Source organism: Achromobacter sp. HZ01 (assembly GCF_003267925.1).
In the GTDB taxonomy this organism is placed as follows: Bacteria; Pseudomonadota; Gammaproteobacteria; order Burkholderiales; family Burkholderiaceae_B; genus Achromobacter; species Achromobacter pulmonis_A.
Window position 1 is genome coordinate 33,480 of sequence record NZ_LWKV01000002.1, and the last position, 25,550, is coordinate 59,029.

A 25,550-nucleotide genomic window follows, 5' to 3' on the forward strand; every position below is an offset into this window, starting at 1 on the left:
GCATGACCCAACGGCCCGCGTCCCTCTCCGCTCCCACCTACGACGACGTGCTGCGCGTGCAGCCCCACGGCCGCGCCGCGCCGGCGCGCCCGGCCCTGCCCGCCAGACCGCCGCGGATCGAAGAGGTGGCCAGGCTGGCCGGCGTCTCGCCCATCACCGTATCGCGCGCGCTGCGCCAGCCGGACAAGGTCGCCAAGGAAAAGCGCGAGCGCATCCTGGAAGTCGTGGCGCAGACCGGCTACGCGTCCAACCCGCACGCCCGCGCCCTGCGCTCCGGCCAGTCCAGCGTGGTGGCCGCCTTCGTCTCCAACATCCTGAGCCAGCAGTTCGCGCTGGCGGTGCAGGGCTGCGCCGAAGTGCTCGAACCCCAGGGCTACCAGCTCATGGTGGGGCAGACCTCGTACTCCTACGCCAAGGAAACCAGCATGATCGCGTCGCTGCGCGCCCTGCGCCCGGCCGCGGTGCTGTTCACCGGCGTGATCGAACTGGAAGAAAACCGCCAGTCGCTGCACGAGCTGGGCATTCCCATCATGGAAACCTGGGCCTATCCGCGCGATCCCATAGACATGCTGGTGGGCTTCTCCAACTACGACGGCGGCGTAATGGCGGCGCGCCACCTGGCCGAACGCGGCCACCGCCGGGTCGCCTTCGTGGCGCGCCAGGGCGGTCGCGGCGAACTGCGCCGCCAGGGCTTTCGCGCCGCGGCCGCCGAGTACGGCCTGGAAGTCGTGGCCGAGCTGGCCGTGGACCATGCCCAGACCATCGCCGACGGACGGGCCGCGTTCGCGCGCCTGGCCGCGCTGGGCCGGCCGTTCGACGCCGTGTTCTGCGCCAACGACCTGCTGGCGGTGGGCGCGCTGTTCGAAGCGCGCGACCGCGGCCTCGCCATTCCGGGCGAGATCGCCATTCTCGGCTTCGGCGACACCGACATCGCCGGCGAGATCGAGCCCGGCCTCACCACCATCGGCGTCGACAGCCGCCGGCTCGGCGTGCGCGCCGGCGAATTGCTGCTGCAGCGCCTGAACGGCCAGATGCCGGCCTCGCGCCAGGAAGTCTTTCCGCTGACGCTCAACCTGCGCGCCAGCACCTAGTGTGCTGGCGCATCCCGCATCGCGGAATCGGCGCGGCTATACGCCGCGCCCGCCGCCGTTATATGCTCGACCCGACGTCCTATTCTCAGAACGATCGGGAGCCTGCATGCATGATCTGAATGACCTTTTCTATTTCGTGCAGGTCGTCAAGAACGGCGGGTTCGCCCCGGCCGGCCGCGCGCTCAACATCCCCAAGTCCCGCCTCAGCCGCCGCATCGCGCTGCTGGAAGAGCGGCTGGGCGTGCGCCTCATACAGCGTTCCACGCGCAGCTTCGCCGTCACGGACCTGGGCCAGGAATACTTCGAGCAATGCCTGTCCATGCTGGCGGGCGCCGAGGCCGCCCAGGAGGTCATCGACCGCACCCGCGCCGAACCGCAGGGCACCATCCGCATGGCGGCGCCGCCCGCGCTGATCTACTACTTCCTGGGCGATCTGGTCGCCCGCTTCATGGTCCAGTGTCCCAAGGTCCATGTGTACCTGAAGAGCTTCAGCCGTCCCGTGGACGTGCTGCGCGAAGGCTTCGACATCGCCGTGCGGGTGCGCTTCGGCCCCATCGAAAGCAGCGACCTGGTCATGAAGCCGCTGGGCATGAGCTGCCAGAGCCTGGTGGCCAGCCCCGAGCTGGCCCGCCGCATCAATCTGCCGGCCGACCCTCATAGCCTGAACCAATACCCCACGCTGGCGCTGGGCACCGAGCAGCGCGAATCGCACTGGCATCTGGACGGCCCCGACGGCGCGCGCCTGGTCGTGCCGTTCAGCCCGCGCCTGGTGACCGACGACATGCTGGCCCTGAAGCGGGCGGCGCTGCGTGGCGTGGGCATCGTGTCCCTGCCGCTATTGATGATCTGCGAAGAGATCGAAGCCGGCACGCTGGTGGACGTGGGCGCGCCCTGGCAACCGGAACCGGGCAGCGTCCACGCCATCTTCCCATCGCGCCGCGGCCTGCTGCCCGGCGTGCGGGACCTGCTGGATTTCATGAGCGCCGAATACCAGGAAGTGGTCAGGCGGGAACACAGCGCGAGGCAACTGCGCGACGGGCCCATCGCCAAGTGATCCGGACGCATATCGTCCGATGAGTGAAACGCAGAAACTCAAATTCACGCCTTCCGGACAGCCCGCGTTGCCCCTAGGATAGTTAACTCCGCCTTCCACTTCCCCTAGGAGCATGCCATGACCAAACCCTATGTGAAACTCGACAAGTCCCAGGCCGCCGTGCTGCTGGTGGACCACCAGGTGGGCCTGCTGTCGCTGGTCCGGGACTTCCAGCCCGACCAGTTCAAGAACAACGTCCTGGCGCTGGCCGACCTGGCCGAATACTTCAAGCTGCCCACCATCCTGACCACCAGTTTCGAAGACGGCCCCAACGGCCCGCTGGTGCAGGAATTGAAGGACCAGTTCCCGAAGGCCCCCTACATCGCCCGTCCGGGCAACATCAACGCCTGGGACAACGAAGACTTCGTCAAGGCCGTCAAGGACACCGGCAGGAAGCAACTGATCATCGCCGGCGTGGTCACCGAGGTCTGCGTCGCCTTCCCCGCGCTGTCGGCGCTGGAAGAAGGCTTCGACGTGTTCGTGGTGACCGACGCCTCGGGCACCTTCAACGAAGTGACGCGCGACGCGGCATGGCGCCGCATGGAAGCGGCCGGCGCACAGATGATGAGCTGGTTCGGCGTCGCCTGCGAACTGCACCGCGACTGGCGCAACGACATCGAGGGGCTGGGCCGCCTGTTCTCGAACCACATCCCCGACTACCGCAACCTGATGGCGGCCTATTCCACCGTCAAGGGCAGCAAATAAGGCGGCGCTACGGCGTATATAGGGCAGCGGCGCGCCGCTGCCCTATTTTTTACGCGCGAACGGATAGGCCTGCTGCGCCAGGAAGGTGCCCGGCATGTCGTTGTCCAGGATGCCGTAGTTCTCGGGCAGGCGATGGCGCACGCCGCGCACCGCGGTGCCGAACAGGTAGTCGATGAACGACAGGTGGGCGGCGTAGTTGCGGTCGATCGCCTCGGTGTCCGACGAATGGTGCCAATGGTGGAAGTCCGGCGTCACAATCACGTAACGCAGCCAGCCCCAGGGCAGCTTCACGTTGGAGTGGATCAGCACCGCCTGGAAGCCCACGATGATGATGTAGGCGTCCAGCACCGATTTGGAAAAGCCCAGCGCGAACAGCACGCCCAGCACCGCGACGCGGGTGATCAGCAGCTCGACCACGTGCAGCCTGGAACCGGCCAGCCAGTCCAGCGTGCGGGTGCTGTGGTGCACGGCATGGATACGCCACAGGAACGGCACCTCGTGATAGGCGCGGTGCGCGGCGTATTGCACCAGGTCCGCCACCAGCACCGCCAGGAACAGCTCGACTGCATAGGGCAGCGCGACGATCGCCTGCTGCAGCGGCTCGTAGGCGGCCCACGAAAACAGCCGGTGCACGAAGAAATTGATGCACAGCAGCACCGCCCCCACCGACAGGTGGTTGAACAGGAAGTGCTTCATGTCCACCTGCCATTCCCCGCGGAACACCGGCTGGCCGGGATACAGCGGAAACAGCTTCTCGAAAATAATGAACACGGTGCTGGACGCCAGCAGATCCAGGATAAACCAGTCCAGGCCCAGATAAGGGTGGTTGCCGGTATTGGAGCTGGTCACCACCACATTGCTGCCGCCCGCCGCAACGGCGACGCACACCAGCACGAAGGCGGAGATATTGAGCCAGCGCTGGCGCCCCAGCACGGTATTGGCCAGCGCGATCGAGCCCGCCACCAGCAGCGCGCCGAACAGCAAGGCGCGCATCGCGTCCACCGAATAAAAACTGCGCAGCTCCGGCGTGGTCAGATAGGCTGGAAAATGAAACGCCAGCACGCCCAGCACGGCAAGAATCGCCAGAAACAGCGCGATGACTCCGCTCATCATTCCCGTGCCCGGGTGGATCCGGCCGTCCCGCTTGAATAACTCGTAGACCTGCCGATAAATGGGCGCGCTCTGTTTCATTTCATTTTTATGATGACCACGGGGAGGCGAGTGTATCCCCGAGCCGCCGGCATCATGTAATCACACGTGACCAAATCGCACAGATTTCCCCCGCCTCCCCTTACGGCGGCGCCAGGCGGTTGCGGCCGATCAAGCGGCGCTTCCCGGACGGTTGACAAGCGCCTGGCGTTGGCGTGTCATGGGACCCACAACACAAGGCTCATCAGGCTCCCCAGCTCTACGCTGTACCCCTCGAACCGGTTCTTCCATGAGGCCCTTATGTTTCCTGAATACCGCCAACTCATTACCCAGTTGAAATCCGAGAACGCGCATTTCTCCGCGCTGTTCCAGCGCCACAACGATCTGGACCAGGAAATCCAGAATATAGAGGCCGGCATCAAGCCGGCCTCGGGCAATCAGGTCGAAGTGCTCAAGAAAGAGAAGCTGCAGCTCAAGGACAAGCTATACGGCATTCTGCGCGCGGCCGACCAGGGCGGTAGCTGACCGCCGCGCAATTTCGCTGCCACCAGGCATGGCCGTCGCGTATTGCCGGTTTTTCGCGCAATACGCCGCGGCCTTTGTTTTTTATTTCCGGCCGCCCTTGCCGCCGGACTCCGGCACCGAGGCGTTCACGTAGTCCCGCACCGTGCGGTCCTTGTTGAAAACCACCGTCAGTTTCTGCTGGTCGTCCATGGCGCCGTAGTCGCCATCGTAAAAATAGAACCAGGTCGCGGTCAGCAGCCCTTCGCGGTCGAAATGCTGCGCGCTCGGCGGACCATAATCGCGGACCATCTCGTCGTAGGTCGTGACGTTCAGCTGGATCGACCGCAGCCTGGCTTCGGTGATCAGATTGCTGGAACCCGTGGCGCAGCCCGCCGCCAGGGCGGCCACGCAAAGCAACGACATTCTCATTCGATTCCCTCGATATTGTTATAGCCGCGCTGCGCGGTCGGCGCGGATGCGCAAATTCTCTACTTGCCGAGGGGAAAGCTCAAGCGATATCCGTGCCCGGACGGAACGACGCTACGGTTCCACGGCCACGAAGGCCTCGCTGCCCGCCAGCCGCGACATGGCGTTGACGATGCGGCGCGACAGTTCCAGCACCAGCGGATGGCGCGGCTGGCTGGCAAGCGTGATCACGTCCAGGCTGCAGCCGATCCGCGGGACAAACGGCCTGCACGCGATTTCGGGCCCGTGGCACAGGCGGGCGTACAGGCCGTTGACGATGGACACGCCGACGCCGCAGGCGACCAGCCGGCACGCCAGCTCCATCGTGTGCGCCTCCGCCCGTATTCTCGGCACCGTGCGCCCCTGGCGCAGAACCTGGTCGACCTGCTGGCGCAGCGCGCGCTGGCGCCCCAGCAGCACCATATCGACGCCGATCAGATCGCCCGGCTCCACCTGCTGCAAAGCCTCCAGCGCGTGGCCGGCCGGCATGATGCACACGGCGTCGGTGTCCAGCCGCAATATCGTCTGCAGGCCGGCATGCTGCGTCGGCGAACGGACCAGCGCCAGATCGGCTTCGCGCCCCAGCACTGCGGCCTCGCCCGCCTCGCTGTTGCCCACTTGCATTTCCAGCGCCACGCCGCCGTGGTCGTTCAGGAAAGGCTCCACCACCGATGGCATCACGCATTGGGCCACCGAGCCGGGCAACAGCACGCGCAGCAGGCTGCGCCGCACGCCGCCCCGGCGCAATTGCCCGACGTGACGCTGCAGCGATTCCGCGTCGAGCAGCATGTTGCGCACGTCCGGCAGCAAGGCCGCGGCCTCGTTGCTCGGCAGCAGGCGTCCCTTGCGCCGCACGAACAGCGGCAGCCCCAGATCGGATTCGAACTGGCTCAACAGGCGGCTGACGGCGGGCTGCGACGCGCCCAGCCGCTGCGCCGCCGCGATGGTCGATCCGGTGGCCATGAAGGCCAGAAACGCCTCCAGCTGCTTGAAGTTCATGTCTTTCCCGGCGCGCTGGCTGAGTGCGCGCGTCCTCTTCGGATGAGCACCGGATTCTGCGGGATGTGCATAGGCTCATGCCAGACGTACATACCGTTGCCAAGCATCTGGCTTGGCTCGAACATGCCGGCACACCTAAGCGCTGTACCCCCCGCAAACCAACATTCAATGCATGAGCGCCGAGACCAAGGAACCCAAATGCCCGCTGCTTTCCCGTCGATAGTGTTGGCCGGATTTCCTGTCCTCGGCGACGCGATAGAGATGCTAGTTCCTGCGCCCGCGTGCAAGGCTGCGGCCCTGCAAGCCAGTAAGTCACCGGGCCGTCCGCAAGCGCAATATCAGCTGCGTCCTAGGCAGCACGCCCACGCAGCGCGCGCATCGCCCGTTACTCGCAGCGTGACGCAAGGCATCACCGCAGCGATGCCCCCGCCGACCCGCTAACCCGTCCTCCGTTTCCTTTCCTCTCTCCTCCCGCGCAACACGCGGGCGGCAGGGAGACCTTTTGTCCATTGCAGCACCACACCCAAGGGGAATTCATCGTGAGAAGCAAGCAGACGCAACGCCGGTTCCTGGGCGCCGCCCTGGTCCTTTCCTCCCTTTCCTGCGTCGGCCCGCTCCAGGCCGCGGCAGCCAGCTCGGTCACGCTTTTCGGCGTCGTCGACCAGGGCCTCGTCTACGAACACAAGAACGGCCAATCCAGCCTGAAACAGAAAAGCTCGAACCAGGCCGGCTCGCGCTGGGGCCTGCGCGGCAGCGAAGACCTGGGCGACGGCTACAAGGCCACCTTTCTCCTCGAAAGCGGCTTCAATCTCACTGACGGCACCCAGGGACAAGGCCGGCTGTTCGGCCGCGGCACCCATATCGGCCTGTCCGGCGACTTCGGCGAAATCAAGATGGGCCGCATGTCCGTCTTCGGCTCGGACTGGGGCGGCGTGGGTTCGCCCTTCGGCGGCGGCTGGGGCCAAAGCGGCAACGGCACCGTGCTGGGCAATGGCAAGGGCGACTTCGGCGAGGGCGGCCGCGTCAACAACGCCTTCTTCTATACCTCGCCCCGCATGGACGGCTGGCAGGGCGGCGTGGGCTACAGCCTCGAGGCCACGAACGGCGACGCATTCGCCACCTCCGCCCATGATCGCGTGCTGACCACCGGCCTGCGCTACGACAACGGCCCCGTCGCCCTCGCGCTGACCTATGACCGCTCCATTCCCAATCTGCAAGAGCCGAAAGAAAAGAAAGAGCAGAAGGAAGAAGAGAAGAAAAAGTTCATCAGAAAGAAGGCCTCGTCCAATATCCAGATCGCCGCGGCCTACGACTTCGAAATGTTCAAGGTCCACGCCAGCTATGGCAACCTGCGCAAGTCCAACAGCGACGAATACGGCAAGTACAAGAGCGTCCATGCCGTCATCGCCGGCGTAACGGTGCCCACCGGCAGGACCGGAAAGCTCATGGCCGTCTACCAGCATTCATCCGCAAAAATCGAAGGCTGGGCGCTGGGCTACCAGTACGATCTGTCCAAGCGCACCAACCTCTACGCTTTCCTCAACCGCGTGGACACGGCCGGGTCCCACAAGCTGCAAAGCGCGCTGGGCGTTCGCCACACCTTCTGATGCAGTCACCGCGCGTCCGGGGTATTCCCCGGGCGCGCCCGAGCCCGGCCAGGGCTTGAAACCGGGCCTTCCGATACGGCCCCCACACCAGGACACGGTATGATGGCGCCCCTCGATGATCTCCGGGCCCCCTATCGTGACGAAGTCCGCAGTGCTGCTTGCTCTGGCCGTTCTCCTGACCGGCTGCTCCCAGGAAGAACAGACGCCCTGGATGCGTCTGCAGGCCGCCGTGCCGCAATTGAAAGTCACCGCCGACACCCCCGAGGCGGCGGTGAAATCCTGGTGGCTGGTCCGCGACCAGCAGGAGCAGTACTCGTCCACGGTCTGCAAGGAACTCGGCGGGCTGTACGGTCCCATCCGCTCCGCCCGTGACGGCCTGGCCGCCGGCGAACTGCTGGCCATGCAGGCCGGCCGCGACGCCTGCGATCCGCCCAGCTATGCGCGCGACATCGTGAACGTGGAAGTCGAGTCCGCCACACGCGCGCACGTCATCGCCCAGATCCGCAATACCGAACCACCCACCCCCGGCTATGTGCTGGACAACGACGAGCGCGGCAAGAAAGAGCGCGGCGTCCGCATGCAATACCTGCTGGAACGCGCCGACCAGGGCCAGCCCTGGAAAATCGCGCAGATCTACAGCTCGGACCGCTACTGCACCGTGGCCCCGGTGGACGGCTGGTGCCCGCTCTACGACAGCAAGAAAGGCTCGGGCAACAGCTACGTCTTCGAACTCGCTCAATAGGCGGCGCCGCGCGCCGGTCAATTCACGCTGACGCCGGCCTCGCGCACCACCTTGCGCCAGATCGAGATTTCATTGACGATCTGCTCGCGAAATGCCGCCGGCGTGCCGGGCGCCGCTTCTTCTCCCGTGGTCTGGAGCCGCTCGACCATGTCGGCCCGCACCACCGCCGCGTTGACTGCGGCGTTGAGCCTGGCCTGGATGGCCGGCGCCACGCCCTTGGGCGCGATCAGCCCGTACCACACCGTCACGTCGTACGGCACGCCCGCTTCCCGCACCGTAGGCAGGTCCGGCGCTGACGATACGCGTTCGGGCAGTGTCACCGCCAACACCTTCAGGCGCTGGTCCTTGCGATAAGGCAGCGTGGACCCCGCGGTCGTCAGCATCGCATCGACCTGCCCCGAAACCGTATCGGTCAATGCCGGCGCCGAGCCCTTGTACGGGACGTGGGTCATGGAAATGCCCGCGGCCTTCAGAAAGGCCTCCATCGCCAGATGCGAAATCCCGCCCGTGCCGGACGAGGCGTAAGTCAGCTCGCCGGGCTTGCTCCTGGCCAGCTCGACCAGCTCGGACAGCGTGTTCGCCGGCACGCCCGGATGCACGGACACGAAGAACGGCGCGCGCGCAATCATGCCTATCGGTGTCATGTCCGCCACCGGGTCGAACGGCAACTGGTACAGGCTGGGATTGACCGAATAACTGTTGGAGATCAACGTCAGCGTGTAGCCGTCCGGCTCCGCGCGCAGCCCCTGCTCCACCCCCAGCTTGCCACCGGCGCCGGGGCGGTTCTCGACCACGACCGGCTGCTTCAGGTCATCGGAAAGCAACTGGCCCAGCAAACGCGCGATCCCGTCGTTGCCCCCGCCGGCCGCGAACGGCACGATCAGCTTGATCGGCTTGCTGGGGAAATCCTCGGCCTGCGCGGCCTGCAAAGGGCCTGCCATCGCGGCCACCGCCAATGCGGCGCACAGCAGTTTCCTGCGCGATAAGCCGTGCCGGGCACGGATCGTGAATTGCTGGGTCATGCCTGTCTCTTCCTTGTATATGCCGCGCCTTGGAACGGGCGCCGGTCGGCGGATGAAGTATGCCCCAACCGCGTAAACCCCTATAGGCTTCTGGTGCACAACAGCACTACATTGAATACCTGAATTGATATTTGTATACAAAACGATGACTGGCATACAAAAAAAGGCAGGCTCGCAGTCCGTGTACGAGGACGTCAGCGCCCTGCTGCGGGACATGATGAAAGACATCACCGAGCCGGTGCGGGTGCGCGAGGAAGACCTGGCGAACCAGCTGGGGGTCAGCCGCACGCCCGTGCGCGAGGCGCTGATCCGTCTGGAAAGCACCGGCATGGTCCACCTGCGCCCCGGCCGCGGCGCCCTGCTGACGCCGGTGACGGACGAGGAATACATCGAATGGCTGCAGCTGCGCGAGCAGCTGGAAGGCTTCGCCACGCGCGAGGCCGCGCTCAACGCTTCGCAGCGCGACGTGCAGCGGCTGCGCGCCCTGTTCGCGCCCTTCATCGGGCTGGAGGAAGACACGTTCGCGCCGGTGCCCTATGGCCAGGCCAATGTCGCGTTCCACAAGGAAATCATCGCGCTTGCCAACAACCGCCTGCTCGAGCGCGTCTGGGCCGCGTTCGGCCACAGGCAGACCACGTACCGGCGCCAGACCATCAAGCGCCTGCACCGCTTCAGCACTTCGCTGCGCGAGCACCTGGCCATCATCGACGCGATCGAGCGCCGCGACGCCGAGCTGGCGGAAAAACTGGCCCGCCAGCACGTGCGCACGCTCTATGACGACTTCGTCAAGGCCTTGCAGGCCGGCGGCGGCGCCTAGCCCCCGCGCGCATCCAACCTTGCCTACAACCCGACCCGATTCCGAGATGAAATTCCTGACTTACGCCGTACAAGACCAACCCCGTCTGGGCATGCTGCTGGACGACGACCGCGTGCTGGACCTGACCGCGCTGCTGGCCTCGCGTCCTGACTTGGGGCTGCCCGGACCGGTGCGCAACGTCAACGACTTGATCGCCCTGGGCGACGACACCGTGGCGCGCGTGTGCGGCGCCGGCCTGCTCGACGGCGTGGACGCCGCCGCGCTGCCGAGGCTGGCCGACGTGCGCGTGCTGCCGCCGCTGGCGATGGCCCGCAACGTGTTCTGCGTGGGCCGCAATTACCGCGAGCACATCATCGAGGGCAACCTGGCGCGCGGCCGCCCGGCCGACGCCTTTCCCGAAGCCATCGAGTTCTTTACCAAGGCGCCCACCACCGTGGTCGGCCACGGCGCGGACGTCAAGCGCCACGCCGGCCTGACCGACAGCCTGGACTATGAAGTCGAGCTGGCCATCGTGATCGGCCGCGCCGGCGCCGACATCCCGCGCGAGCGGGCCCTGGACCACGTGTTCGGATACACCATCGTCAACGACGTCACCGCGCGCGACCTGCAGGCGCGCCACGGCCAGTGGTTCAAGGGCAAGAGCCTGGACACCAGCTGTCCCATGGGGCCGGTCGTGGCGCATCGCTCGGCGATTCCCGACGCCAACAACCTGACGGTGTCGCTGTCGGTCAATGGCGAAGTCCGCCAGCACGACAACACCTCGGACATGATCTTCGACGTGGCGGCCATCATCGAACAGCTGTCGGCCGGCATGACGCTGCTGCCGGGCGACGTGATCGCCACGGGCACGCCCAAGGGCGTGGGATTCGCGCTGAACCCGCCGCGCTGCCTGCAAGCCGGCGACGTGGTGTCGGCCAGCGTCGAACACATCGGCACCTTGACCAACCGCATCGCCGCTTGATTGCCGGGCGCCCGAGCGTCCGTTTGGAGGAGAGACCCATGAACATCCCTGACACCCTGAAGCCCTATGCCACGGGCGACCTGGCCTCGCGCTACGTCAACGTCGACGAGCTGCCCTGGAAGCCCACGCCGACGCCGGGCATCGACATGAAAGTGCTGCTCGACGTGCCGGAAACCGGCTTGCTGACCGCGCTCTTTCGCTGGGCGCCGGGCACTTCCCTGCCGCTGCACGAACACGTCGAAATCGAACAGACCTATGTGCTCAGCGGCAGCATCGTCGACGACGAGGGCGAAGTGCGCGAAGGCAATTACGTCTGGCGCCCCAAAGGCAACCGCCATATCGCGCGCTCGCCGAACGGCGCGCTGGTGCTGTCGTTCTTCCTGAAACCGAACAAGTTCCTGGAAGGCGACCTGGCGGGCAAAGAACTCAAGTAATCAGACAAGACAGCCGTCCAAGGACGGGACAGGAGACACAATGAAGTTCCACTACAAACACATTGCGGCGGGCCTGACCGCCGCCGTCATGGCCGGCCTGTCGGTGCAGGCCGCCGCCGCCGACATCCAGGAGCGCCGCGTCAAGTTCAGCTACCCGGTCAGCCGGACCAACCCGGTCGGCATGGCCACCGAGAAATTCATCGAACTGGTCGGCCAGAAGACCAATGGCAAGATCAAGGTCACCGGCTATGCCGACGCCCAGCTCGGCAACGAGATCCAGGCCATGTCCTCGGCGCAGGGCGGCATCATCGAAATGACCGTGGTCTCGACCGCGGGCGCGGCCAACAACGTGAAGGAACTGGGCATCTTCGACCTGCCCTTCCTGTTCCAGTCCGTGGAAGAGGCCGATGCCGTCATCGACGGTCCGGTCGGCAAGGAACTGCTGAACAAGTTCGCCGCCAAGAACCTCGTCGGCCTGTGCTACTGGGACTACGGTTTCCGCCAGGTGTCCAACAGCAAGCATCCCATCAACAAGGTCGAGGACTTCCAGGGCCTGAAGCTGCGCGTGCTGCAGAACCGCATCTACATCGACACCTTCAAGGCGCTGGGCGCCAATCCCCTGCCGCTGCCCTATCCGGAAACCTATACGGCGCTGGAGACCAAGGCCATCGACGGCCAGGAAAGCGCGTACCTGGTGACCAAGAGCAGCGGTTACCAGGAGATCCAGAAGTACATGACGGAAACCAACCACGTGTTCCTGCCCGCGGTGGTCATGGCCAGCAAGCGCTTCTGGGACCGCCTGAGCAAGGATGAGCGGGCCGTCATCCAGCAGTCCTGCGACGAGTCCGTCACCTACTTCCGCCAGGTCAGCCGCGACCAGGAAAAGAAAGTCGTGGGCGAACTGTCGGCGGCGGGCATGTCGATGAACAAGATCGACCCCGCCGAGAAGCAGCGCATGGTGCAGGCCACCGCCGCGGTCACCGAAAAGTACAAGACGGAGCTGGGCGCCGAACTGGTCGATCGCACCGTCGCCACAATCAACCAGACCCGCAAATAAAAACAGCGCTTGCCCGTGCAAGGAGGCGGCCGCAACGGCCGCCCTATCTCTTCAAGGACGTCGACGATGTCAAGAATCGTGCACGCCTATTTCACCCTGCTCAAAGCCGTCATCGTCATCTGCCTGGTGGCCATGGTGGTGATGGTGTTCAGCAATGTGGTGATGCGGTTTATTTTCAACTCCGGCATTCCGGTCTCCGAGGAACTGTCACGCTGGTGTTTCGTGTGGCTGACCTTCCTGGGCGCCATCCTGGTGCTGCATGACCGTTCCCACCTGGGCGTGGACGTGGTGCTGCAGGCGCTTCCGTCCGCCGCGCGCCGGGCTTGCCTGATCGTGGCCAACCTGCTGATGCTGTACGCGACCTGGCTGATCCTGGTGGGCAGCATCGAACAGACTTCGCTGAACATGGGCGCCAGCGCGCCGGCCAGCGGCCTGTCCCAGGCCTGGTTCTTCGGCGTGGGCGTGGTGTTCGCCGCCTCGACCGGGCTGATCCTGGTGTATCAGCTCTATCAAGTCTGCACGGCGCCCGCCGCCGAGCTGGACAAGTTCATTTCCCCCCACGAGTCGGGAGCCGAATAATGACATTGGCAATTTTCGTCGCCGTGCTGCTCGTGGGCCTGGCCATCGGCCTGCCGGTGGCCTACGCGCTGATCCTCACCGGCGTGGCGCTGATGTACCAGCTGGACTTCTACGATGCGCAGATCGTGGCCCAGAACCTGCTCAACGGCGCGGACAGCTTCCCGCTGATGGCGGTGCCGTTCTTCATGCTGGCCGGCGCCGTGATGAACGCGGGCGGCCTTTCGGCCCGGATCGTGGACCTGGCGCTGGCGCTGGTGGGCCACATCAAGGGAGGCCTGGGCTATGTCACGATCCTGGCCGCCTCCATCCTGGCCAGTCTGTCGGGCTCGGCCGCGGCCGACGCCGCCGCCCTGTCGGCCCTGCTGGTGCCCATGATGATGAAAGCCGGCCACAGCCGCGCGCGCTCCAGCGGCCTGGTGGCCTCGTCCGGCATCATCGCCCTGGTCATCCCGCCTTCCATCGGCCTGGTGCTGATCGGCGTCACCGGCAACATCAGCATCACCGGCCTGTTCATGGCCGGCATCGTGCCCGGGATCATGATGGGGCTGTCGCTGTGCGTGGCCTGGTGGCTGCTGTCGCGCAAGGAACAGATCCAGCCCTTGCCGCGGGTCGACCGCAAGGTGGTCGGCAAGACCCTGGTCGAGAGCTTCTGGGCGCTGCTGCTTCCGGTCATCATCATCGTCGGCCTGCGCTTCGGCATCTTCACCCCGACCGAAGCCGGCGTGGTCGCCGCCGTCTACGCCATCTTCGTGGCCGCCTGCATCTACCGCGAACTGAGCATGCGCCAGCTGTACGAAGTGTTCCTGACTTCGGCCAAGATGACCGCCATGGTGATGTTCCTGGTGGCCGGCGCGCTGGTCTCGGGCTGGATGATCACCATCGCCGGCCTGCCCGCGCAGGTCTCCGAGATCATCAGCCCGTTCAGCGGCAGCCCCACGCTGCTGATGCTGGTCATCATCGGCCTGGTGATCGTGATCGGCATGGCGATGGACATGATCCCCATCGTGCTGATCCTGATCCCCGTGCTGCTGCCCTCGGTCACGGCCGCCGGCATCGACCCCGTCTACTTCGGCGTCGTGTTCATGCTGGCCTGCGCCATCGGCCTGATCACGCCGCCGGTCGGCGCCGTGCTCAACGTCGTGGCCGGCGTGACGGGCGTGCGCATGGTCGAACTCATCAAGGGCGTCTGGCCTTTCCTGCTGGCGCAATGCGCGACCCTGCTGCTGCTGATCCTGTTCCCGCAGCTGGTGCTGGTCCCGTATCGCTGGATCATGCACTGACACACCGAGGAGCGACGACATGGAACACCTGGACGACTTCAACGGCTGCCGCGTCATGGTGTCGGCCGGCGCCTCGGGCATCGGGCGGGCCATCGCCCGGGCCTTCCACGAGCGCGGCGCGCGCGTACACGTCTGCGACGTCTCCGAGCAGGCGCTCGCGGCGGCCGGCGCCGAACTGCCGGGCCTGGGCGTGTTTCGCGCCGACGTGGCCGCGGAAGCCGATGTCGACGCCTGGTTCGCGCACGCCCTGGCCGACCTGGGCGGACTGGACGTGCTGGTCAACAACGCCGGCATCGCCGGGCCGACCTCGGCGGTGGGCGAACTGAGCGTCGAAGACTGGGACCGCACCATGGCGGTCAACGTGCGCGGCCAGTTCCTGTGCGTGCGGCGCGCCCTCGCGCCGCTGCGGCAATCCGACAGGGCCGCCATCATCAACCTCAGCTCGGTGGCGGGACGCCTGGGATATCCCATGCGCGCGCCCTACGCCGCGTCCAAGTGGGCCGTGGTCGGGCTGACCCAAAGCCTGGCCATCGAGCTGGGCGACGACGACATCACCGTCAACGCCATCCTGCCCGGCATCGTCGAAAGCGAACGCGTCAACCAGGTGGTGGCGGCGAAAGCCGGGCTGCGCGGCATCCCGGAAGCCGACATGCGCGCCGAAATCCTGCAGCACGTGTCGCTGCACCGCACCGTGCCCATGGACGACATCGCCCGCACCGCCCTGTTCCTGGCCGGCGCCGCCGGCCGCAGCATCACCGGGCAATGCATGAACATCTGCGCCGGCGTGCAGACGCTGCGCTGAACTTCGGCCCGCATGGGCCTGGGAGAACCGAGTGGACCAACAATTCCTGACCTCGACGTTCGGCCTGCAAGGCCGGACCATGCTGATCACCGGCGGCGCCTCCGGCCTGGGCCTGAACATGGCCGAAGCCGCCGGCAAGGCGGGCGCGCGCATCGTCGTCAACGACGTGCGCGAGGAGGCCTGCGACCAGGCCGTGGCCGGCTTGCGCGCACTGGGCATAGACGCCCGCGGCGCGGTATTCGACGTATCCCGCGCCGCCGCGGTCGCCGACGCCGTGGCCGCGCTGGCCGCCGACGGCTGGTCGCCCGACGTGCTGGTCAGCAACGCCGGCAACCAGAACCGCGCCCCCGTGATCGAACAGGACCCCGAAGTCTGGCAATCCATCCTCAACGTCCACGTCAACGGCGCCTTCAACTGCGCACGCGCCGTGCTGCCCGCCATGATCGCCCAGGGCGGCGGACGCATCATCATCACCTCCTCGGTAGCGGCGCTGGCATGCATGCCCGGCATCGCCGCCTACTCGGCGGCCAAGGGCGCGCTGGCGGCCTTCACCCGCGCCCTGGCCGTCGAATACGGCGGCCAGGGGGTCACCTGCAACGCGCTGGCCCCCGGCTTCGTGCGCACCGGCTTCACCACCGCCCTGCAGGAACGCGAACAGTTCAACGACTTCCTGAAAAGCCAGGTCCCGCTGGGCCGCTGGGCCGACCCCGAAGACATCTCCCCGGCCGTCATCTACCTGGCTTCGCAGGCCGGCCGCTTCGTCAACGGCCACGTGCTCGCCATCGACGGCGGGCTGCTGGCGCACCTGTGATCCCCGGCAGCAAGGAGTCGCCGCAATGTTTCTGCATATCGTGATGATGGAATTCGACGACCGCGTCGACGCCGAATTCTTCCGCACCGTCGATGAATACGTGGCCCGCATGAAGCGGGAATGCGAGGGCCTGCTGCTCTACCACTTCGGCGCCAACGTCGCGGCCCGCTCCCAGGGCTACACCCACGCCACCAGCTCGGCCTTCGTCGACGCGGCCGCCCACGACGCCTACCAGACCTGTCCGGCGCACGTGGCCATGAAGGAGTACATGGGGCCGCATATCAAGCGGGTGGTGGTGTATGACGGGGAGATGGGGAGTATCGGCTGAGCTTGGATGGAAGCAAAGCCAGGGTTAGGCTGCTGTGTATTCAGCGAGTAAAAGCTTACCAAGCCACGGACTTGTGGATCGCCGCCCGTATGTGGTGGCAAGGCCCTGCTTGGATTCCTGTGCGGATATTGATTCTGCCCCGCTGCGGGAGCCGCCAGTCGCGCCATAACGCAACGGCCCCATTGCGGGGGCCTTGCGCCCTAGCGTCGAAATACTAGGGAAATCAGAGTGCAGGGAGTCTTTAGGCTCCCGCACCAGCAGCCGAAGCCGTTGGGGAGATATTCTTGAGTTTTACGGTAGGTGTTCGGTCGCATCCACCATGCATACCAATATGGAGCAGCAAATGGCCGGATTTCGGACCCATTCCAATGGACGTCCCCCGTATCACGTCTTGGGTGCTACGTGAATGCTACGGCGTCTATGTCCCTATTCACGCAAAGGAGACTGAGATGCGAAATCTCGAAAAGCGGCAGATCGAAAACATCGTGCTCGATTGGGCCCGGGCCGTCAGCGCCGGCGACCGCGATGGCATTCTTGCCCGCCATGCGGATGATCTCTTGATGTTCGACTTCCCGAACACCGTGCGAGGAATAGCGGCGTACGACAAGACCTGGGACTTCTTTTACGCGAATCCCAGGGGAACGATCACCTACGCCCCGAGAGACCTGGCTATTACCGCCGGGCAGGACGTCGCCTTCGCCTGCTGTGAAGTCCATTGCGACGGAACCTCGGCCGGCCCTCTGGATTTCCGTTTGACCGTTGGACTCGAGCGGCGCAACGGCGAATGGATCATCACGCACGAACATCATTCGATGGTGACGACCGAGGAACGGTTTATTGAGCAATGAGGCGACGGCCTGGCGTCAAATGCCATCGCAGCCGTCTTGCAAAAAGGCAAAGGGTTAGCTCGCCGATGCTGAGCTAACCCTTTGATTTTATTGGTCGGGGCGGCGGGATTCGAACTCGCGACCCTCTGCTCCCAAAGCAGATGCGCTACCAGGCTGCGCTACGCCCCGAAGGGTGGCAACTATACCAGATACTGAGGGGCCGGCCCATGACGGCGGCCTGTCCGTGATCCTCCATTTCCTGATTGACACCTATATATTTGAAGCCTAAATTAAATACGGCTTCCGACGCCGTGGGACGACCGCGTGCGCCGCTGGCGCGATTCTATAAACACGCATCGGGAAACACATGGCAAACGCCTCCGCTCCATCCGCCTGGGCCACGCCCGCGCGGACCACTCATACCGTTCTCTTCGTCTGCTGGCTGGCCATTCTGTTCGAAGGCTACGACGTGGGCGTGATGGGGGCCGTGCTGCCGGCCTTGGCCGAGGACAAGAACTGGGCGCTCAGCCCGATGCAGTTGGGGGTGCTGGGCAGCTACGCGCTGGCCGGGATGTTCGTGGGGTCGTTCGCGGTGGGCACGCTGAGCGATCTGCTGGGCCGCCGGCGCATGCTGCTGGCCTGCGTGACGCTGTTTTCGCTGACGATGATAGGCGCGGCATGGGCGCCCACGCCGGGCTGGTTCGGGCTGTTCCGTTTCATCGGCGGGCTGGGGCTGGGCGGGGTAATTCCCGCCGCGGCGGCGCTGACCATCGAGTATTCGCCGCCGGCCAAACGCGGCTTCAATTACGGCGTGATGTATTCGGGCTATTCGCTGGGCATTCTGTGTTCGGCGGCGGTGGCGATGGCGCTGCTCAGCCACTGGGGCTGGCGCGCGGTGATCGCGGTGGGCGCCCTGCCCCTGCTGCTGGTGCCGCTGCTGGCGCGGCTGTTGCCGGAGTCGCTGGAGTACCTGCTGGCCAAGGGCGACGAGGCCGGCGCGCGGGCGCAGGCGCAGCGCCTGGGCATCGCGTCGCTGGACGCGTTCCGTCCGCAGGCGGCCGGTTCGAAGGCCACGTGGCGCGACGTGATGACGGCGGTGTTCGCGCCGCGCCAGCTGCGCGCCACGCTGTGCTTCTGGGTGGCGCTGTTCCTGGGCATGATGCTGGTGTATGGCTTGAACACGTGGCTGCCGCAGATCATGCGCAAGAACGGGTATGACCTGGGGTCCAGCATTTCCTTCCTGCTGGTGTTCAGCCTGGCCTCGGCCATCGGCGGCCTGGTGCTCGGGCAGTTCGCCGACAAGACCGAGCCGCGCCGGATCGTGGCGCTGTTCTATCTGGCCGGCGCCGCCGGCATTTATTGCCTGACCTACAACAATCCGCTGGCGGTGAATTATCTGTGGGTGGCGCTGGCCGGCGTGGGCAGCATTTCCTCGTCGCTGATCCTGACCGGTTATCTGGCGGGTTACTACCCCGCCCATGCGCGCGGCGCCGCCACCGGCTGGGCGCTGTCGTTCGCCCGCATCGGCGCCATGAGCGGCCCCATCGTGGGCGGCTATCTGGCCGCGCTGCAGCTGCCGCTGGCCTGGAATTTCATCGCGTTCTCCAGCGCGGCCGTGCTGGCGGCGGTGTGCGTGATCCTGATCCCGCGCCGCCATGCCGAAGCGCCCCGGGAACAGGCCGCGGGCGGCGCCGCGCGGGCGCTGCAGCGGCAGTAGGACGCGAAAAGCAAAACGGCGCGCCAGCGGCGCGCCGTATGCGGACTGCTGCGCCGCTCAGCCGAAACGGCCGGTGATGTAGTCTTCGGTTTCCTTGCGCGCGGGCTTGACGAAGATCTGGTCGGTCTGGCCGAATTCCATCAGCTCGCCCAGGTACATGTAGGCGGTGAAGTCCGAGCAGCGGGCCGCCTGCTGCATGTTGTGGGTGACGATGACGACGGTGTAGTCGTTCTTGAGTTCGGCGATCAGCTCTTCGATCTTGGCGGTGGAAATCGGGTCCAGCGCCGAGCACGGCTCGTCGAGCAGCAGCACTTCGGGCTTGATGGCCACGCCGCGCGCGATACACAGGCGCTGCTGCTGGCCGCCCGACAGGCTGTTGCCGTTCTGGTGCAGCTTGTCCTTGACTTCGTTCCACAGCGCGGCCTTGCTCAGGGCCCATTCCACGCGCTCGTCCATCTCGCCCTTGGACAGGCGCTCGAACAGGCGCACGCCGAAAGCGATGTTGTCGTAGATGCTCATGGGGAACGGCGTGGGCTTCTGGAACACCATGCCGACCTTGGCGCGGATCAGCGAGATGTCGGTCTTGGCGGTCAGCAGGTTCTCGCCGTCGAGGATGATCTCGCCCTCGGCGCGCTGGCCGGGGTAGAGCTCGAACATGCGGTTGAAGGTGCGCAGCAGCGTGGACTTGCCGCAGCCGGAGGGGCCGATGAAGGCGGTGACCTTCTTCTCCTGGATCGACATGTTCACATTGCGGATCGCATGGAACTTGCCGTAGTAGAAGTTCAGGTTCTTGACCTCGATCTTGTTCTTGACGGCGGTAGCGGTGTTTTCCATTTGGTTTCCCTTGCCGCCGGCGCGCGCCGCGCGCCGGCATGGCGATCTTTACTTGCGGAACATGTTGCGGGCAATGATGTTGATGCCCAGCACCAGCAGCGTGATCAGCGTGGCCCCGGCCCAGGCCAGGTCGTTCCAGTCCTTGAAGGGGCTGGCGGCGTATTGGTAGATGACGACCGGCAGGTTGGCCATCGGCCCGTTCATGTTGAAGGACATGAACTGGTTGGACAGCGCGGTGAACAGCAGCGGCGCGGTCTCGCCCGAGATGCGGGCGATGGCCAGCAGCACGCCGGTGATGATGCCGGTCTTGGCGGCGCGATAGCACACCAGGGTGATCATGCGCCACTTGGGACAGCCGAGCGCGGCCGCGGCCTCGCGCAGGCTGTTGGGCACCAGCAGCAGCATGTTGTCGGTGGTGCGCACCACCACCGGAATCACCAGGATGGACAGCGCCAGCGAGCCGGCCCAGCCGGAGTAATGGCCCACCTGCGCCACGTACACGGCGTAGATGAAGAGACCGATGATGATGGACGGGGCCGACAGCAGCACGTCGTTCAGGAAGCGCGTGGCCGGCGCCAGCCAGCCGCGCTGGCCGTATTCGGCCAGGTAGGTGCCGGCCAGGATGCCGACGGGCGTGCCGATCAGCGTGCCCACGCCGGCCATGGCGATGCTGCCGAAGATGGCGTTGACCAGGCCGCCGGCCTGTCCGGGCGGCGGCGTGATTTCGGTGAAGAGCGCCAGCGACAGCGCAGGCGCGCCCTTGGTCAGCAGGGTCAGAATGATCCAGAACAGCCAGAACAGCCCGAAGGTCAGCGTGCCCAGCGAGATGGTGAGCATCACGCGATTGACCACGCGGCGCCGGCGATAGATGCCGTTCTGCATGTTGAGTACGGATACAGCCATGATGTTTTCCTTGTGCTCGCGGCGCGTCAGGTTTTCTTGCCTTCGTTGGCCGACAGGCGCACCAGCAGCATCTTGGCCAGGGCCAGCACGATCGTCGTGATCAGGAACAGGATCAGGCCCAGTTCCAGCAGCGCGGACTTCTGGATGCCGCCGGCTTCGTTGAATTCATTGGCCAGGGCCGAGGCGATGGAGTTGCCGGGGGAGAACAGCGAGCCGGACCACTTGAATGCGTTGCCGATGACGAAGGTCACGGCCATGGTCTCGCCGAGCGCGCGTCCCAGTCCCAGCATGATGCCGCCGATGACGCCGGATTTGGTGAAAGGCAGCACGACGCGCCACATGACTTCCCAGGTGGTGCTGCCCAGGCCGTAGGCCGATTCCTTGAGCATGGTGGGCACCAGTTCGAACACGTCGCGCATGACCGCGGCGATGAACGGGATGATCATGATCGAGAGGATCAGGCCCGCCGTGAAGATGCCGATGCCGAACGGCGGGCCGGCGAAGATGCCGCCGATCACGGGCAGTTCGCCCAGGGTGGCGATAAGAAACGGCTGCACGTACTGCTGAAAAACAGGGACAAATACGAACAGGCCCCACATGCCATAGATGATGGAGGGGATGGCCGCCAGCATTTCGACCGCGGTGCCCAGCGGGCGGCGCAGCCAGGTCGGCGACAGTTCGGTCAGGAAGATGGCGATGCCGAACGACACGGGCACGGCGATGATGAGCGCGATGGCCGAGGTCAGCAGCGTGCCGATGATGGGCACCACGGCGCCGTAGTTCTGGTTGACGGGGTCCCAGTCGTTGAGCCACAGGAACGACAGGCCGTACTTGGCCAGCGATTCGCGGCTGCCGTAGATCAGGGAGACCATGATCGCCGCCAGCAGGATGAACACCAGAAAGGCGAACAGGCGCGTCAGGTTCTTGAATAGCGCATCCATCAGCGCGTTGTTGTTTTGCTTCATAGGCGAAGGCGTGCCGGTAGTCACGGAGTCCGCCACGCTGGGCGGAAGCGGCACACTATTATCCATTACCGCGCTCATGGATGGACTTTCCTTGGAAAGCTGAGGGAGAAACTAGGGGTTTACGGCGGACCGCCCCGGGATTCCTGTTGGGGAATTTCGGGGCGGTCCTGATGGCTTACGCGCGGCGGGGAGCGGAGTTCTTGATTACGGGATCTCGCGCTACACCCATCCTGCGGTCGCCCGTTTACTTCCAGACGGGCTTGCCGTCGGCGGTCTTGACTTCGCCCCAGGCGGCGCGGATTTCCTTGGTGACGGCTTCCGGCAGCGGCACGTAGTCCATCGCTTCGGCCGACTTGGCGCCGTTCTTGAAGGCCCAGTCGAAGAAGTCCAGCACGGCCTTGCCCTGCACCGGCTTGTCCTGGGTCTTGTGGACCAGGATGAAGGTGGCGGCGGTGACGGGCCACGATTCGGCGCCCGGCTCGTCGGTCAGCACCACGCCCATGCCCGGCGCGCTCTTCCAGTCGGCGTTGGCGGCCGCGGCGGCGAAGGCTTTTTGCTCGGGCTGGACGAACTTGCCGTCCTTGTTCTGCAGCTGGGTCCAGGCCAGCTTGTTCTGCTTGGCGTAGGCGTATTCGACGTAGCCGATCGAGTTCTTCAGCTGGCCGACGTAGGCGGCGACGCCTTCGTTGCCCTTGCCGCCCTGGCCCACCGGCCACTTGACGGCCTTGCCCTCGCCGACCTGCGACTTCCAGTCAGGCGACACCTTGGACAGGTAGTTGGTCCAGCCGAAGGTGGTGCCCGAGCCGTCCGAACGGTGCACGACGATGATGTCGGCCGACGGCAGCTTGAGGTCGGGGTTCAGCGCCTTGATGGCGGCGTCGTCCCACTTCTTGACCTTGCCCAGGAAGATGTCGGCCAGGACCTTGCCCGACAGCTTCAGTTCGCCCGGCTTCACGCCGTCGATGTTGACCACGGCCACGGTGCCGCCGATGACGGCCGGGAACTGCAGCAGGCCGTTCTTTTCCAGGTCGGCCGCCTTCATGGGGTCGTCCGAGGCACCGAAGTCCACGGTCTTGGCGATGATCTGCTGCTGGCCGCCGCCGGAACCGATGGACTGGTAGTTGACCGCGTTGTTGGTGGCGGCCTTGTAGTCGGACGCCCACTTGGCGTAGATCGGGTACGGGAACGATGCGCCGGCGCCGGTCACGTCGGCGGCCTGGACGGCGAAGACGGCGGCGCTCAGCGCGACGCCCAGGGAAACTTGCTTGAAGACACGTTTGAACATCTGGGTTCCTTCTGTGCTCGTTGGAGGAGTCTGGCAGGCTTGTTACTGCCCGTCTTTCAGCGACCCCCGCATCTTAGAAGCCCAACATGACAGGATAGTGACAGTCATGATCCCCCCCCCGAGGCGCTGCGCGCCTCCCCCCCAGGGGGGCGCCGGAGCGGACCGGCGGAGCCGGATCCGCCCGGCCTGGGTTGGCGTTGACGGGGGTGCCTCGAGATAGAGCCGTGCGCAGGGAGGGGGCGTGGGGATTAGCCCGGGTTTGGCGCGGCGCGCTGGGGGTTACACGCCCAGTTTCTGCATCAGGTACTGATGCAGATTGAAGGGCTCGCGGCGGCTTTTGACTCGGGCGTAGTCGCCGTCGGCTTGCTGCTGCCAGGCCAGCTGGTTGTCGCGCAGGGCGTAGGTGAAGGCCTCGTCGATGACGCGCTTTTTCAGGGCCTTGTCGTAGATCGGGAACGCGATTTCCACGCGGCGGAAGAAATTGCGGTCCATCCAGTCGGCCGAGGACAGGTAGACCGTTTCCTGGCCTTCGGCGAAGAAATAGAAAACCCGCGAGTGTTCGAGGAATCGGCCGACGATGGAGCGCACCCGGATGTTCTCGGACAGGCCGGGCACGCCGGCGCGCAGCGCGCATACGCCGCGCACGATGAGGTCGATCTTCACGCCGGCCTGGCCCGCCTTGTAGAGTTCCTCGATGATCTGCTCTTCCAGCAGCGAGTTCATCTTGGCCATGATGCGGGCGCGCTTGCCGGCCTTGGCGGCGCGCGCCTCGGCGCGGATCAGGGCGACCATGCCGTCGTGCATGGTGAAGGGCGACTGCATCAGCGCCTTGAGCGCGCGGCGCGCGCCCAGGCCGGTCAGCTGCGCGAAGACCTTGTCCATGTCCTCGCACAGGCGCGGATCGGCGGTCAGCAGGCCGAAATCGGTGTACAGGCGGGCGGTGCGCGGATGGTAGTTGCCGGTGCCCAGGTGGGCGTAGCGGCGCAGCCGCCCTTTCTCGCGGCGCAGGACCACGGCCATCTTGGCGTGGGTCTTGTGCGCCACCACGCCGTAGACCACGTGGGCGCCCACCTCTTCGAGCTTGGAGGCCCAGTTGATGTTGGTCTGCTCGTCGAAGCGCGCCATCAGCTCCACCACCACCGTCACTTCCTTGCCGGCGCGGGCGGCCGCCAGCAGGATCTTCATCAGCTCGGAGTCCTCGCCGGTGCGGTAGATGGTCTGCTTGATGGCCATCACGTCGGGGTCGAGCGCGGCGGCGGTGAGGAAGTCGATGACCGGCTGGAACGACTGGTAGGGATGGTGCAGGAGCCGGTCCTGCTGGGCGACGGCCTCGAACAGTTCGGCGGGCTTGTCGCCGACCCGGTCGAACGGCGCCGGCACGGGCGCGCGGTATTCCGGAAACAGCAGGTCGGGCCGCGATTCGGAGTTGCACAGCTGCATCAGGCGCGACAGGTTGACCGGGCCGGGCACGCGGTAGGTGTCCTCGGGTTTGAGCGAGAACTCGCGCTGCAGAAAGGTTTCGAGCTCGACCGGGGTGAGCTTGTCGATCTCCAGGCGCACGGCGGCGCCGAAATTGCGCTGCGACAGTTCGCCCTGCAGAGCATGGCGCAGGTTGGTGACTTCTTCCTCGTCGACGAACAGGTCGCTGTTGCGCGTGACCCGCCACTGGTAGCAGCCCAGCATCTCCAGGCCCGGAAACAGCTCGCCGACGAAGGCCCGCAGCAACGAGGTCAGCAGGATGTAGCCTTCCGGATAGCCGGACAGCTCCTGCGGCATCTTGATCAGGCGCGGCAGCGCCCGCGGGGCCTGCACCACGGCGATGGAGGCCTGGCGCCCGAAGGCGTCCGCGCCCGAGAGCGAGACGATGAAATTCAGGCTTTTGTTGTAGACGCGCGGAAACGGGTGCGCCGGGTCCAGCCCGATGGGGGTCAGAAGCGGCATCACGTCACGGTTGAACACTTCGCGCGCCCACTCCTGCTGCTGCGCGTTCCATTCGGAGGCATGGTGCAGCGTGATCCCCTCGGCGTGCATGGCGGGCAGGATCTGGTCATTGAGCAGGTTGTACTGGCGGCCGACCAGCTCGTGGACGGCCTGCTGCACGTGCTCGAAGGCCTCGTCCGGCGTCATGCCGTCCGGCCCCACCAGGTTCGGCGACTGGCGCTGCTGCTCTTTGAGGCTGGAAATCCGGATTTCGAAGAACTCGTCCAGGTTGGAACTGACGATGCAGACGTAGCGCAACCGTTCCAGCAGGGGCGTCTTGGGGTCCTCCGCCATCGCCAGCACGCGTTCGTTGAACTTCAGCAGCGACAGCTCGCGGTTCATGAGCAGGGGCTCGGCGGGAGGGCGTGAGGGCATACCGGATTCCATACGTAGGGGGGACGTGGAGTTTTACTGCAAAAAAGTGACGGTTCCATGACACCACGCTAAAAGCGTAGCGTACGCCAAAACCGGGACACATAGATAAGCCGCCGACACGTCCAAGCCCCTGTTCCGTAAGAAAAAATCCGCGCCGCGGGGCGCTGTCATATGGGGTCTCTATAATCGGACCACCTCACAGCCTATATTTCACGAGC

The 25,550-nt window shown here is 65.5% G+C and carries 26 protein-coding genes and 1 tRNA gene; 17 read left to right on the forward strand and 10 right to left on the reverse strand.

From position 1 onward, the window contains the following. Window positions 1-2 precede the first annotated feature (2 nt). From A6B37_RS09180 to ycaC, 3 genes are all read left to right on the forward strand, one after another. Entirely contained in the window at window positions 3-1,091 is a 1,089-nt protein-coding gene (locus A6B37_RS09180; RefSeq protein ID WP_102776258.1) for a LacI family DNA-binding transcriptional regulator, read from the forward strand. A 106-nt stretch (window positions 1,092-1,197) separates the two neighbouring features. Next, a complete protein-coding gene (locus A6B37_RS09185) occupies window positions 1,198-2,145 on the forward strand; it encodes a LysR substrate-binding domain-containing protein (RefSeq protein ID WP_102776259.1) in 948 nt (315 codons plus the stop codon). A gap of 117 nt (window positions 2,146-2,262) precedes the next feature. After that, window positions 2,263-2,889 carry an isochorismate family cysteine hydrolase YcaC gene (ycaC, locus tag A6B37_RS09190; RefSeq protein ID WP_102776260.1) on the forward strand — a complete coding sequence of 209 codons (627 nt, stop codon included), beginning with the start codon at window positions 2,263-2,265 and terminating at the stop codon, window positions 2,887-2,889. A 42-nt stretch (window positions 2,890-2,931) separates the two neighbouring features. Here the strand turns inward: ycaC and A6B37_RS09195 are convergent, their stop codons facing one another. Beyond that, complete coding sequence (locus A6B37_RS09195) at window positions 2,932-4,080, reverse strand: sterol desaturase family protein (RefSeq protein ID WP_102776261.1); 1,149 nt, start codon at window positions 4,078-4,080, stop codon at window positions 2,932-2,934. Between the two features lie 258 nt (window positions 4,081-4,338). On the opposite strand from A6B37_RS09195, the gene A6B37_RS09200 reads away from it, so the two are divergent. Next, window positions 4,339-4,563: a YdcH family protein gene (locus tag A6B37_RS09200; RefSeq protein WP_102776262.1), complete on the forward strand. Its 225-nt coding sequence runs from the start codon at window positions 4,339-4,341 to the stop codon at window positions 4,561-4,563. 81 nt (window positions 4,564-4,644) lie between these two features. Here A6B37_RS09200 and A6B37_RS09205 read toward each other — a convergent pair whose 3' ends face one another. Together A6B37_RS09205 and A6B37_RS09210 are read right to left on the reverse strand one after the other, a co-directional pair. Next, window positions 4,645-4,965, reverse strand: a complete 321-nt coding sequence (locus tag A6B37_RS09205; RefSeq protein WP_246842439.1) for an outer membrane protein assembly factor BamE — start codon at window positions 4,963-4,965, stop codon at window positions 4,645-4,647. Window positions 4,966-5,082: 117 nt separating this feature from the next. Then, the gene (locus tag A6B37_RS09210; RefSeq protein WP_111825595.1) at window positions 5,083-6,006 is read right to left on the reverse strand and encodes a LysR family transcriptional regulator; all 924 of its coding nucleotides are present in this window, start codon (window positions 6,004-6,006) and stop codon (window positions 5,083-5,085) included. 539 nt (window positions 6,007-6,545) lie between these two features. On the opposite strand from A6B37_RS09210, the gene A6B37_RS09215 reads away from it, so the two are divergent. Continuing rightward, window positions 6,546-7,613, forward strand: coding sequence for a porin (locus tag A6B37_RS09215; protein WP_102776282.1), 1,068 nt, complete (start codon window positions 6,546-6,548; stop codon window positions 7,611-7,613). Between the two features lie 136 nt (window positions 7,614-7,749). Then, window positions 7,750-8,355 (forward strand): hypothetical protein, encoded by a 606-nt coding sequence (locus tag A6B37_RS09220; protein ID WP_246842440.1) that lies wholly within the window; start codon window positions 7,750-7,752, stop codon window positions 8,353-8,355. A gap of 17 nt (window positions 8,356-8,372) precedes the next feature. Here the strand turns inward: A6B37_RS09220 and A6B37_RS09225 are convergent, their stop codons facing one another. After that, a complete protein-coding gene (locus A6B37_RS09225) occupies window positions 8,373-9,377 on the reverse strand; it encodes a tripartite tricarboxylate transporter substrate binding protein (RefSeq protein WP_111825596.1) in 1,005 nt (334 codons plus the stop codon). Between the two features lie 145 nt (window positions 9,378-9,522). Between A6B37_RS09225 and A6B37_RS09230 the strand changes: the two genes are divergently transcribed. From A6B37_RS09230 to A6B37_RS09275, 10 genes are all read left to right on the forward strand, one after another. Then, window positions 9,523-10,194: a GntR family transcriptional regulator gene (locus A6B37_RS09230; protein ID WP_102776267.1), complete on the forward strand. Its 672-nt coding sequence runs from the start codon at window positions 9,523-9,525 to the stop codon at window positions 10,192-10,194. Window positions 10,195-10,240: 46 nt separating this feature from the next. Next, window positions 10,241-11,155: a fumarylacetoacetate hydrolase family protein gene (locus tag A6B37_RS09235; protein ID WP_111825597.1), complete on the forward strand. Its 915-nt coding sequence runs from the start codon at window positions 10,241-10,243 to the stop codon at window positions 11,153-11,155. A gap of 38 nt (window positions 11,156-11,193) precedes the next feature. Continuing rightward, window positions 11,194-11,589 carry a cupin domain-containing protein gene (locus A6B37_RS09240; RefSeq protein ID WP_102776269.1) on the forward strand — a complete coding sequence of 132 codons (396 nt, stop codon included), beginning with the start codon at window positions 11,194-11,196 and terminating at the stop codon, window positions 11,587-11,589. A gap of 40 nt (window positions 11,590-11,629) precedes the next feature. Then, window positions 11,630-12,646 carry a TRAP transporter substrate-binding protein gene (locus A6B37_RS09245; RefSeq protein ID WP_111825598.1) on the forward strand — a complete coding sequence of 339 codons (1,017 nt, stop codon included), beginning with the start codon at window positions 11,630-11,632 and terminating at the stop codon, window positions 12,644-12,646. A gap of 66 nt (window positions 12,647-12,712) precedes the next feature. Further along, entirely contained in the window at window positions 12,713-13,225 is a 513-nt protein-coding gene (locus A6B37_RS09250) for a TRAP transporter small permease (RefSeq protein ID WP_111825599.1), read from the forward strand. After that, complete coding sequence (locus A6B37_RS09255; RefSeq protein WP_102776272.1) at window positions 13,225-14,505, forward strand: TRAP transporter large permease subunit; 1,281 nt, start codon at window positions 13,225-13,227, stop codon at window positions 14,503-14,505. Before A6B37_RS09250 ends, A6B37_RS09255 begins: the two co-directional genes overlap by 1 nt. A gap of 19 nt (window positions 14,506-14,524) precedes the next feature. Then, window positions 14,525-15,307: an SDR family oxidoreductase gene (locus A6B37_RS09260; RefSeq protein WP_102776273.1), complete on the forward strand. Its 783-nt coding sequence runs from the start codon at window positions 14,525-14,527 to the stop codon at window positions 15,305-15,307. A 31-nt stretch (window positions 15,308-15,338) separates the two neighbouring features. Further along, window positions 15,339-16,118, forward strand: a complete 780-nt coding sequence (locus A6B37_RS09265) for an SDR family oxidoreductase (RefSeq protein ID WP_102776274.1) — start codon at window positions 15,339-15,341, stop codon at window positions 16,116-16,118. A gap of 25 nt (window positions 16,119-16,143) precedes the next feature. Next, window positions 16,144-16,446, forward strand: a complete 303-nt coding sequence (locus A6B37_RS09270; RefSeq protein ID WP_111825600.1) for a Dabb family protein — start codon at window positions 16,144-16,146, stop codon at window positions 16,444-16,446. A gap of 449 nt (window positions 16,447-16,895) precedes the next feature. Continuing rightward, window positions 16,896-17,294 carry a nuclear transport factor 2 family protein gene (locus A6B37_RS09275; protein ID WP_168202159.1) on the forward strand — a complete coding sequence of 133 codons (399 nt, stop codon included), beginning with the start codon at window positions 16,896-16,898 and terminating at the stop codon, window positions 17,292-17,294. Window positions 17,295-17,385: 91 nt separating this feature from the next. Here the strand turns inward: A6B37_RS09275 and A6B37_RS09280 are convergent. Continuing rightward, window positions 17,386-17,462 (reverse strand) — tRNA-Pro (locus tag A6B37_RS09280). A 178-nt stretch (window positions 17,463-17,640) separates the two neighbouring features. Here A6B37_RS09280 and A6B37_RS09285 point away from each other — a divergent pair. After that, window positions 17,641-18,990 carry an aromatic acid/H+ symport family MFS transporter gene (locus A6B37_RS09285; protein WP_102773555.1) on the forward strand — a complete coding sequence of 450 codons (1,350 nt, stop codon included), beginning with the start codon at window positions 17,641-17,643 and terminating at the stop codon, window positions 18,988-18,990. Between the two features lie 57 nt (window positions 18,991-19,047). Here the strand turns inward: A6B37_RS09285 and pstB are convergent, their stop codons facing one another. The 5 genes from pstB to ppk1 all read right to left on the reverse strand — a co-directional run bounded on the left by pstB (window position 19,048) and on the right by ppk1 (window position 25,332). After that, a complete protein-coding gene (gene pstB, locus A6B37_RS09290) occupies window positions 19,048-19,824 on the reverse strand; it encodes a phosphate ABC transporter ATP-binding protein PstB (RefSeq protein WP_102773556.1) in 777 nt (258 codons plus the stop codon). Between the two features lie 48 nt (window positions 19,825-19,872). Next, the gene (gene pstA / locus A6B37_RS09295; RefSeq protein WP_102773557.1) at window positions 19,873-20,727 is read right to left on the reverse strand and encodes a phosphate ABC transporter permease PstA; all 855 of its coding nucleotides are present in this window, start codon (window positions 20,725-20,727) and stop codon (window positions 19,873-19,875) included. A 26-nt stretch (window positions 20,728-20,753) separates the two neighbouring features. Continuing rightward, the gene (gene pstC / locus A6B37_RS09300) at window positions 20,754-21,770 is read right to left on the reverse strand and encodes a phosphate ABC transporter permease subunit PstC (protein ID WP_102773558.1); all 1,017 of its coding nucleotides are present in this window, start codon (window positions 21,768-21,770) and stop codon (window positions 20,754-20,756) included. Between the two features lie 166 nt (window positions 21,771-21,936). Continuing rightward, entirely contained in the window at window positions 21,937-22,977 is a 1,041-nt protein-coding gene (gene pstS, locus A6B37_RS09305) for a phosphate ABC transporter substrate-binding protein PstS (RefSeq protein ID WP_102773559.1), read from the reverse strand. A 279-nt stretch (window positions 22,978-23,256) separates the two neighbouring features. Further along, on the reverse strand, window positions 23,257-25,332 hold the full coding sequence (gene ppk1, locus A6B37_RS09310) for a polyphosphate kinase 1 (protein ID WP_102773560.1): 2,076 nt from the start codon (window positions 25,330-25,332) through the stop codon (window positions 23,257-23,259). Between the last annotated feature and the right edge of the window lie 218 nt (window positions 25,333-25,550).

Bases quoted from the DNA above. Each gene is read 5' to 3' on its own strand.
- A6B37_RS09180 (WP_102776258.1), top strand. From the start codon at position 3: ATGACCCAACGGCCCGCGTCCCTCTCCGCTCCCACCTACGACGACGTG.
- A6B37_RS09185 (WP_102776259.1), top strand. From the start codon at position 1,198: ATGCATGATCTGAATGACCTTTTCTATTTCGTGCAGGTCGTCAAGAAC.
- ycaC (WP_102776260.1), top strand. From the start codon at position 2,263: ATGACCAAACCCTATGTGAAACTCGACAAGTCCCAGGCCGCCGTGCTG.
- A6B37_RS09195 (WP_102776261.1), bottom strand. From the start codon at position 4,080: ATGAAACAGAGCGCGCCCATTTATCGGCAGGTCTACGAGTTATTCAAG.
- A6B37_RS09200 (WP_102776262.1), top strand. From the start codon at position 4,339: ATGTTTCCTGAATACCGCCAACTCATTACCCAGTTGAAATCCGAGAAC.
- A6B37_RS09205 (WP_246842439.1), bottom strand. From the start codon at position 4,965: ATGTCGTTGCTTTGCGTGGCCGCCCTGGCGGCGGGCTGCGCCACGGGT.
- A6B37_RS09210 (WP_111825595.1), bottom strand. From the start codon at position 6,006: ATGAACTTCAAGCAGCTGGAGGCGTTTCTGGCCTTCATGGCCACCGGA.
- A6B37_RS09225 (WP_111825596.1), bottom strand. From the start codon at position 9,377: ATGACCCAGCAATTCACGATCCGTGCCCGGCACGGCTTATCGCGCAGG.
- A6B37_RS09230 (WP_102776267.1), top strand. From the start codon at position 9,523: ATGACTGGCATACAAAAAAAGGCAGGCTCGCAGTCCGTGTACGAGGAC.
- A6B37_RS09235 (WP_111825597.1), top strand. From the start codon at position 10,241: ATGAAATTCCTGACTTACGCCGTACAAGACCAACCCCGTCTGGGCATG.
- A6B37_RS09240 (WP_102776269.1), top strand. From the start codon at position 11,194: ATGAACATCCCTGACACCCTGAAGCCCTATGCCACGGGCGACCTGGCC.
- A6B37_RS09245 (WP_111825598.1), top strand. From the start codon at position 11,630: ATGAAGTTCCACTACAAACACATTGCGGCGGGCCTGACCGCCGCCGTC.
- A6B37_RS09250 (WP_111825599.1), top strand. From the start codon at position 12,713: ATGTCAAGAATCGTGCACGCCTATTTCACCCTGCTCAAAGCCGTCATC.
- A6B37_RS09255 (WP_102776272.1), top strand. From the start codon at position 13,225: ATGACATTGGCAATTTTCGTCGCCGTGCTGCTCGTGGGCCTGGCCATC.
- A6B37_RS09260 (WP_102776273.1), top strand. From the start codon at position 14,525: ATGGAACACCTGGACGACTTCAACGGCTGCCGCGTCATGGTGTCGGCC.
- A6B37_RS09270 (WP_111825600.1), top strand. From the start codon at position 16,144: ATGTTTCTGCATATCGTGATGATGGAATTCGACGACCGCGTCGACGCC.
- A6B37_RS09275 (WP_168202159.1), top strand. From the start codon at position 16,896: ATGCGAAATCTCGAAAAGCGGCAGATCGAAAACATCGTGCTCGATTGG.
- A6B37_RS09285 (WP_102773555.1), top strand. From the start codon at position 17,641: ATGGCAAACGCCTCCGCTCCATCCGCCTGGGCCACGCCCGCGCGGACC.
- pstB (WP_102773556.1), bottom strand. From the start codon at position 19,824: ATGGAAAACACCGCTACCGCCGTCAAGAACAAGATCGAGGTCAAGAAC.
- pstA (WP_102773557.1), bottom strand. From the start codon at position 20,727: ATGGCTGTATCCGTACTCAACATGCAGAACGGCATCTATCGCCGGCGC.
- pstC (WP_102773558.1), bottom strand. From the start codon at position 21,770: ATGAGCGCGGTAATGGATAATAGTGTGCCGCTTCCGCCCAGCGTGGCG.
- pstS (WP_102773559.1), bottom strand. From the start codon at position 22,977: ATGTTCAAACGTGTCTTCAAGCAAGTTTCCCTGGGCGTCGCGCTGAGC.
- ppk1 (WP_102773560.1), bottom strand. From the start codon at position 25,332: ATGCCCTCACGCCCTCCCGCCGAGCCCCTGCTCATGAACCGCGAGCTG.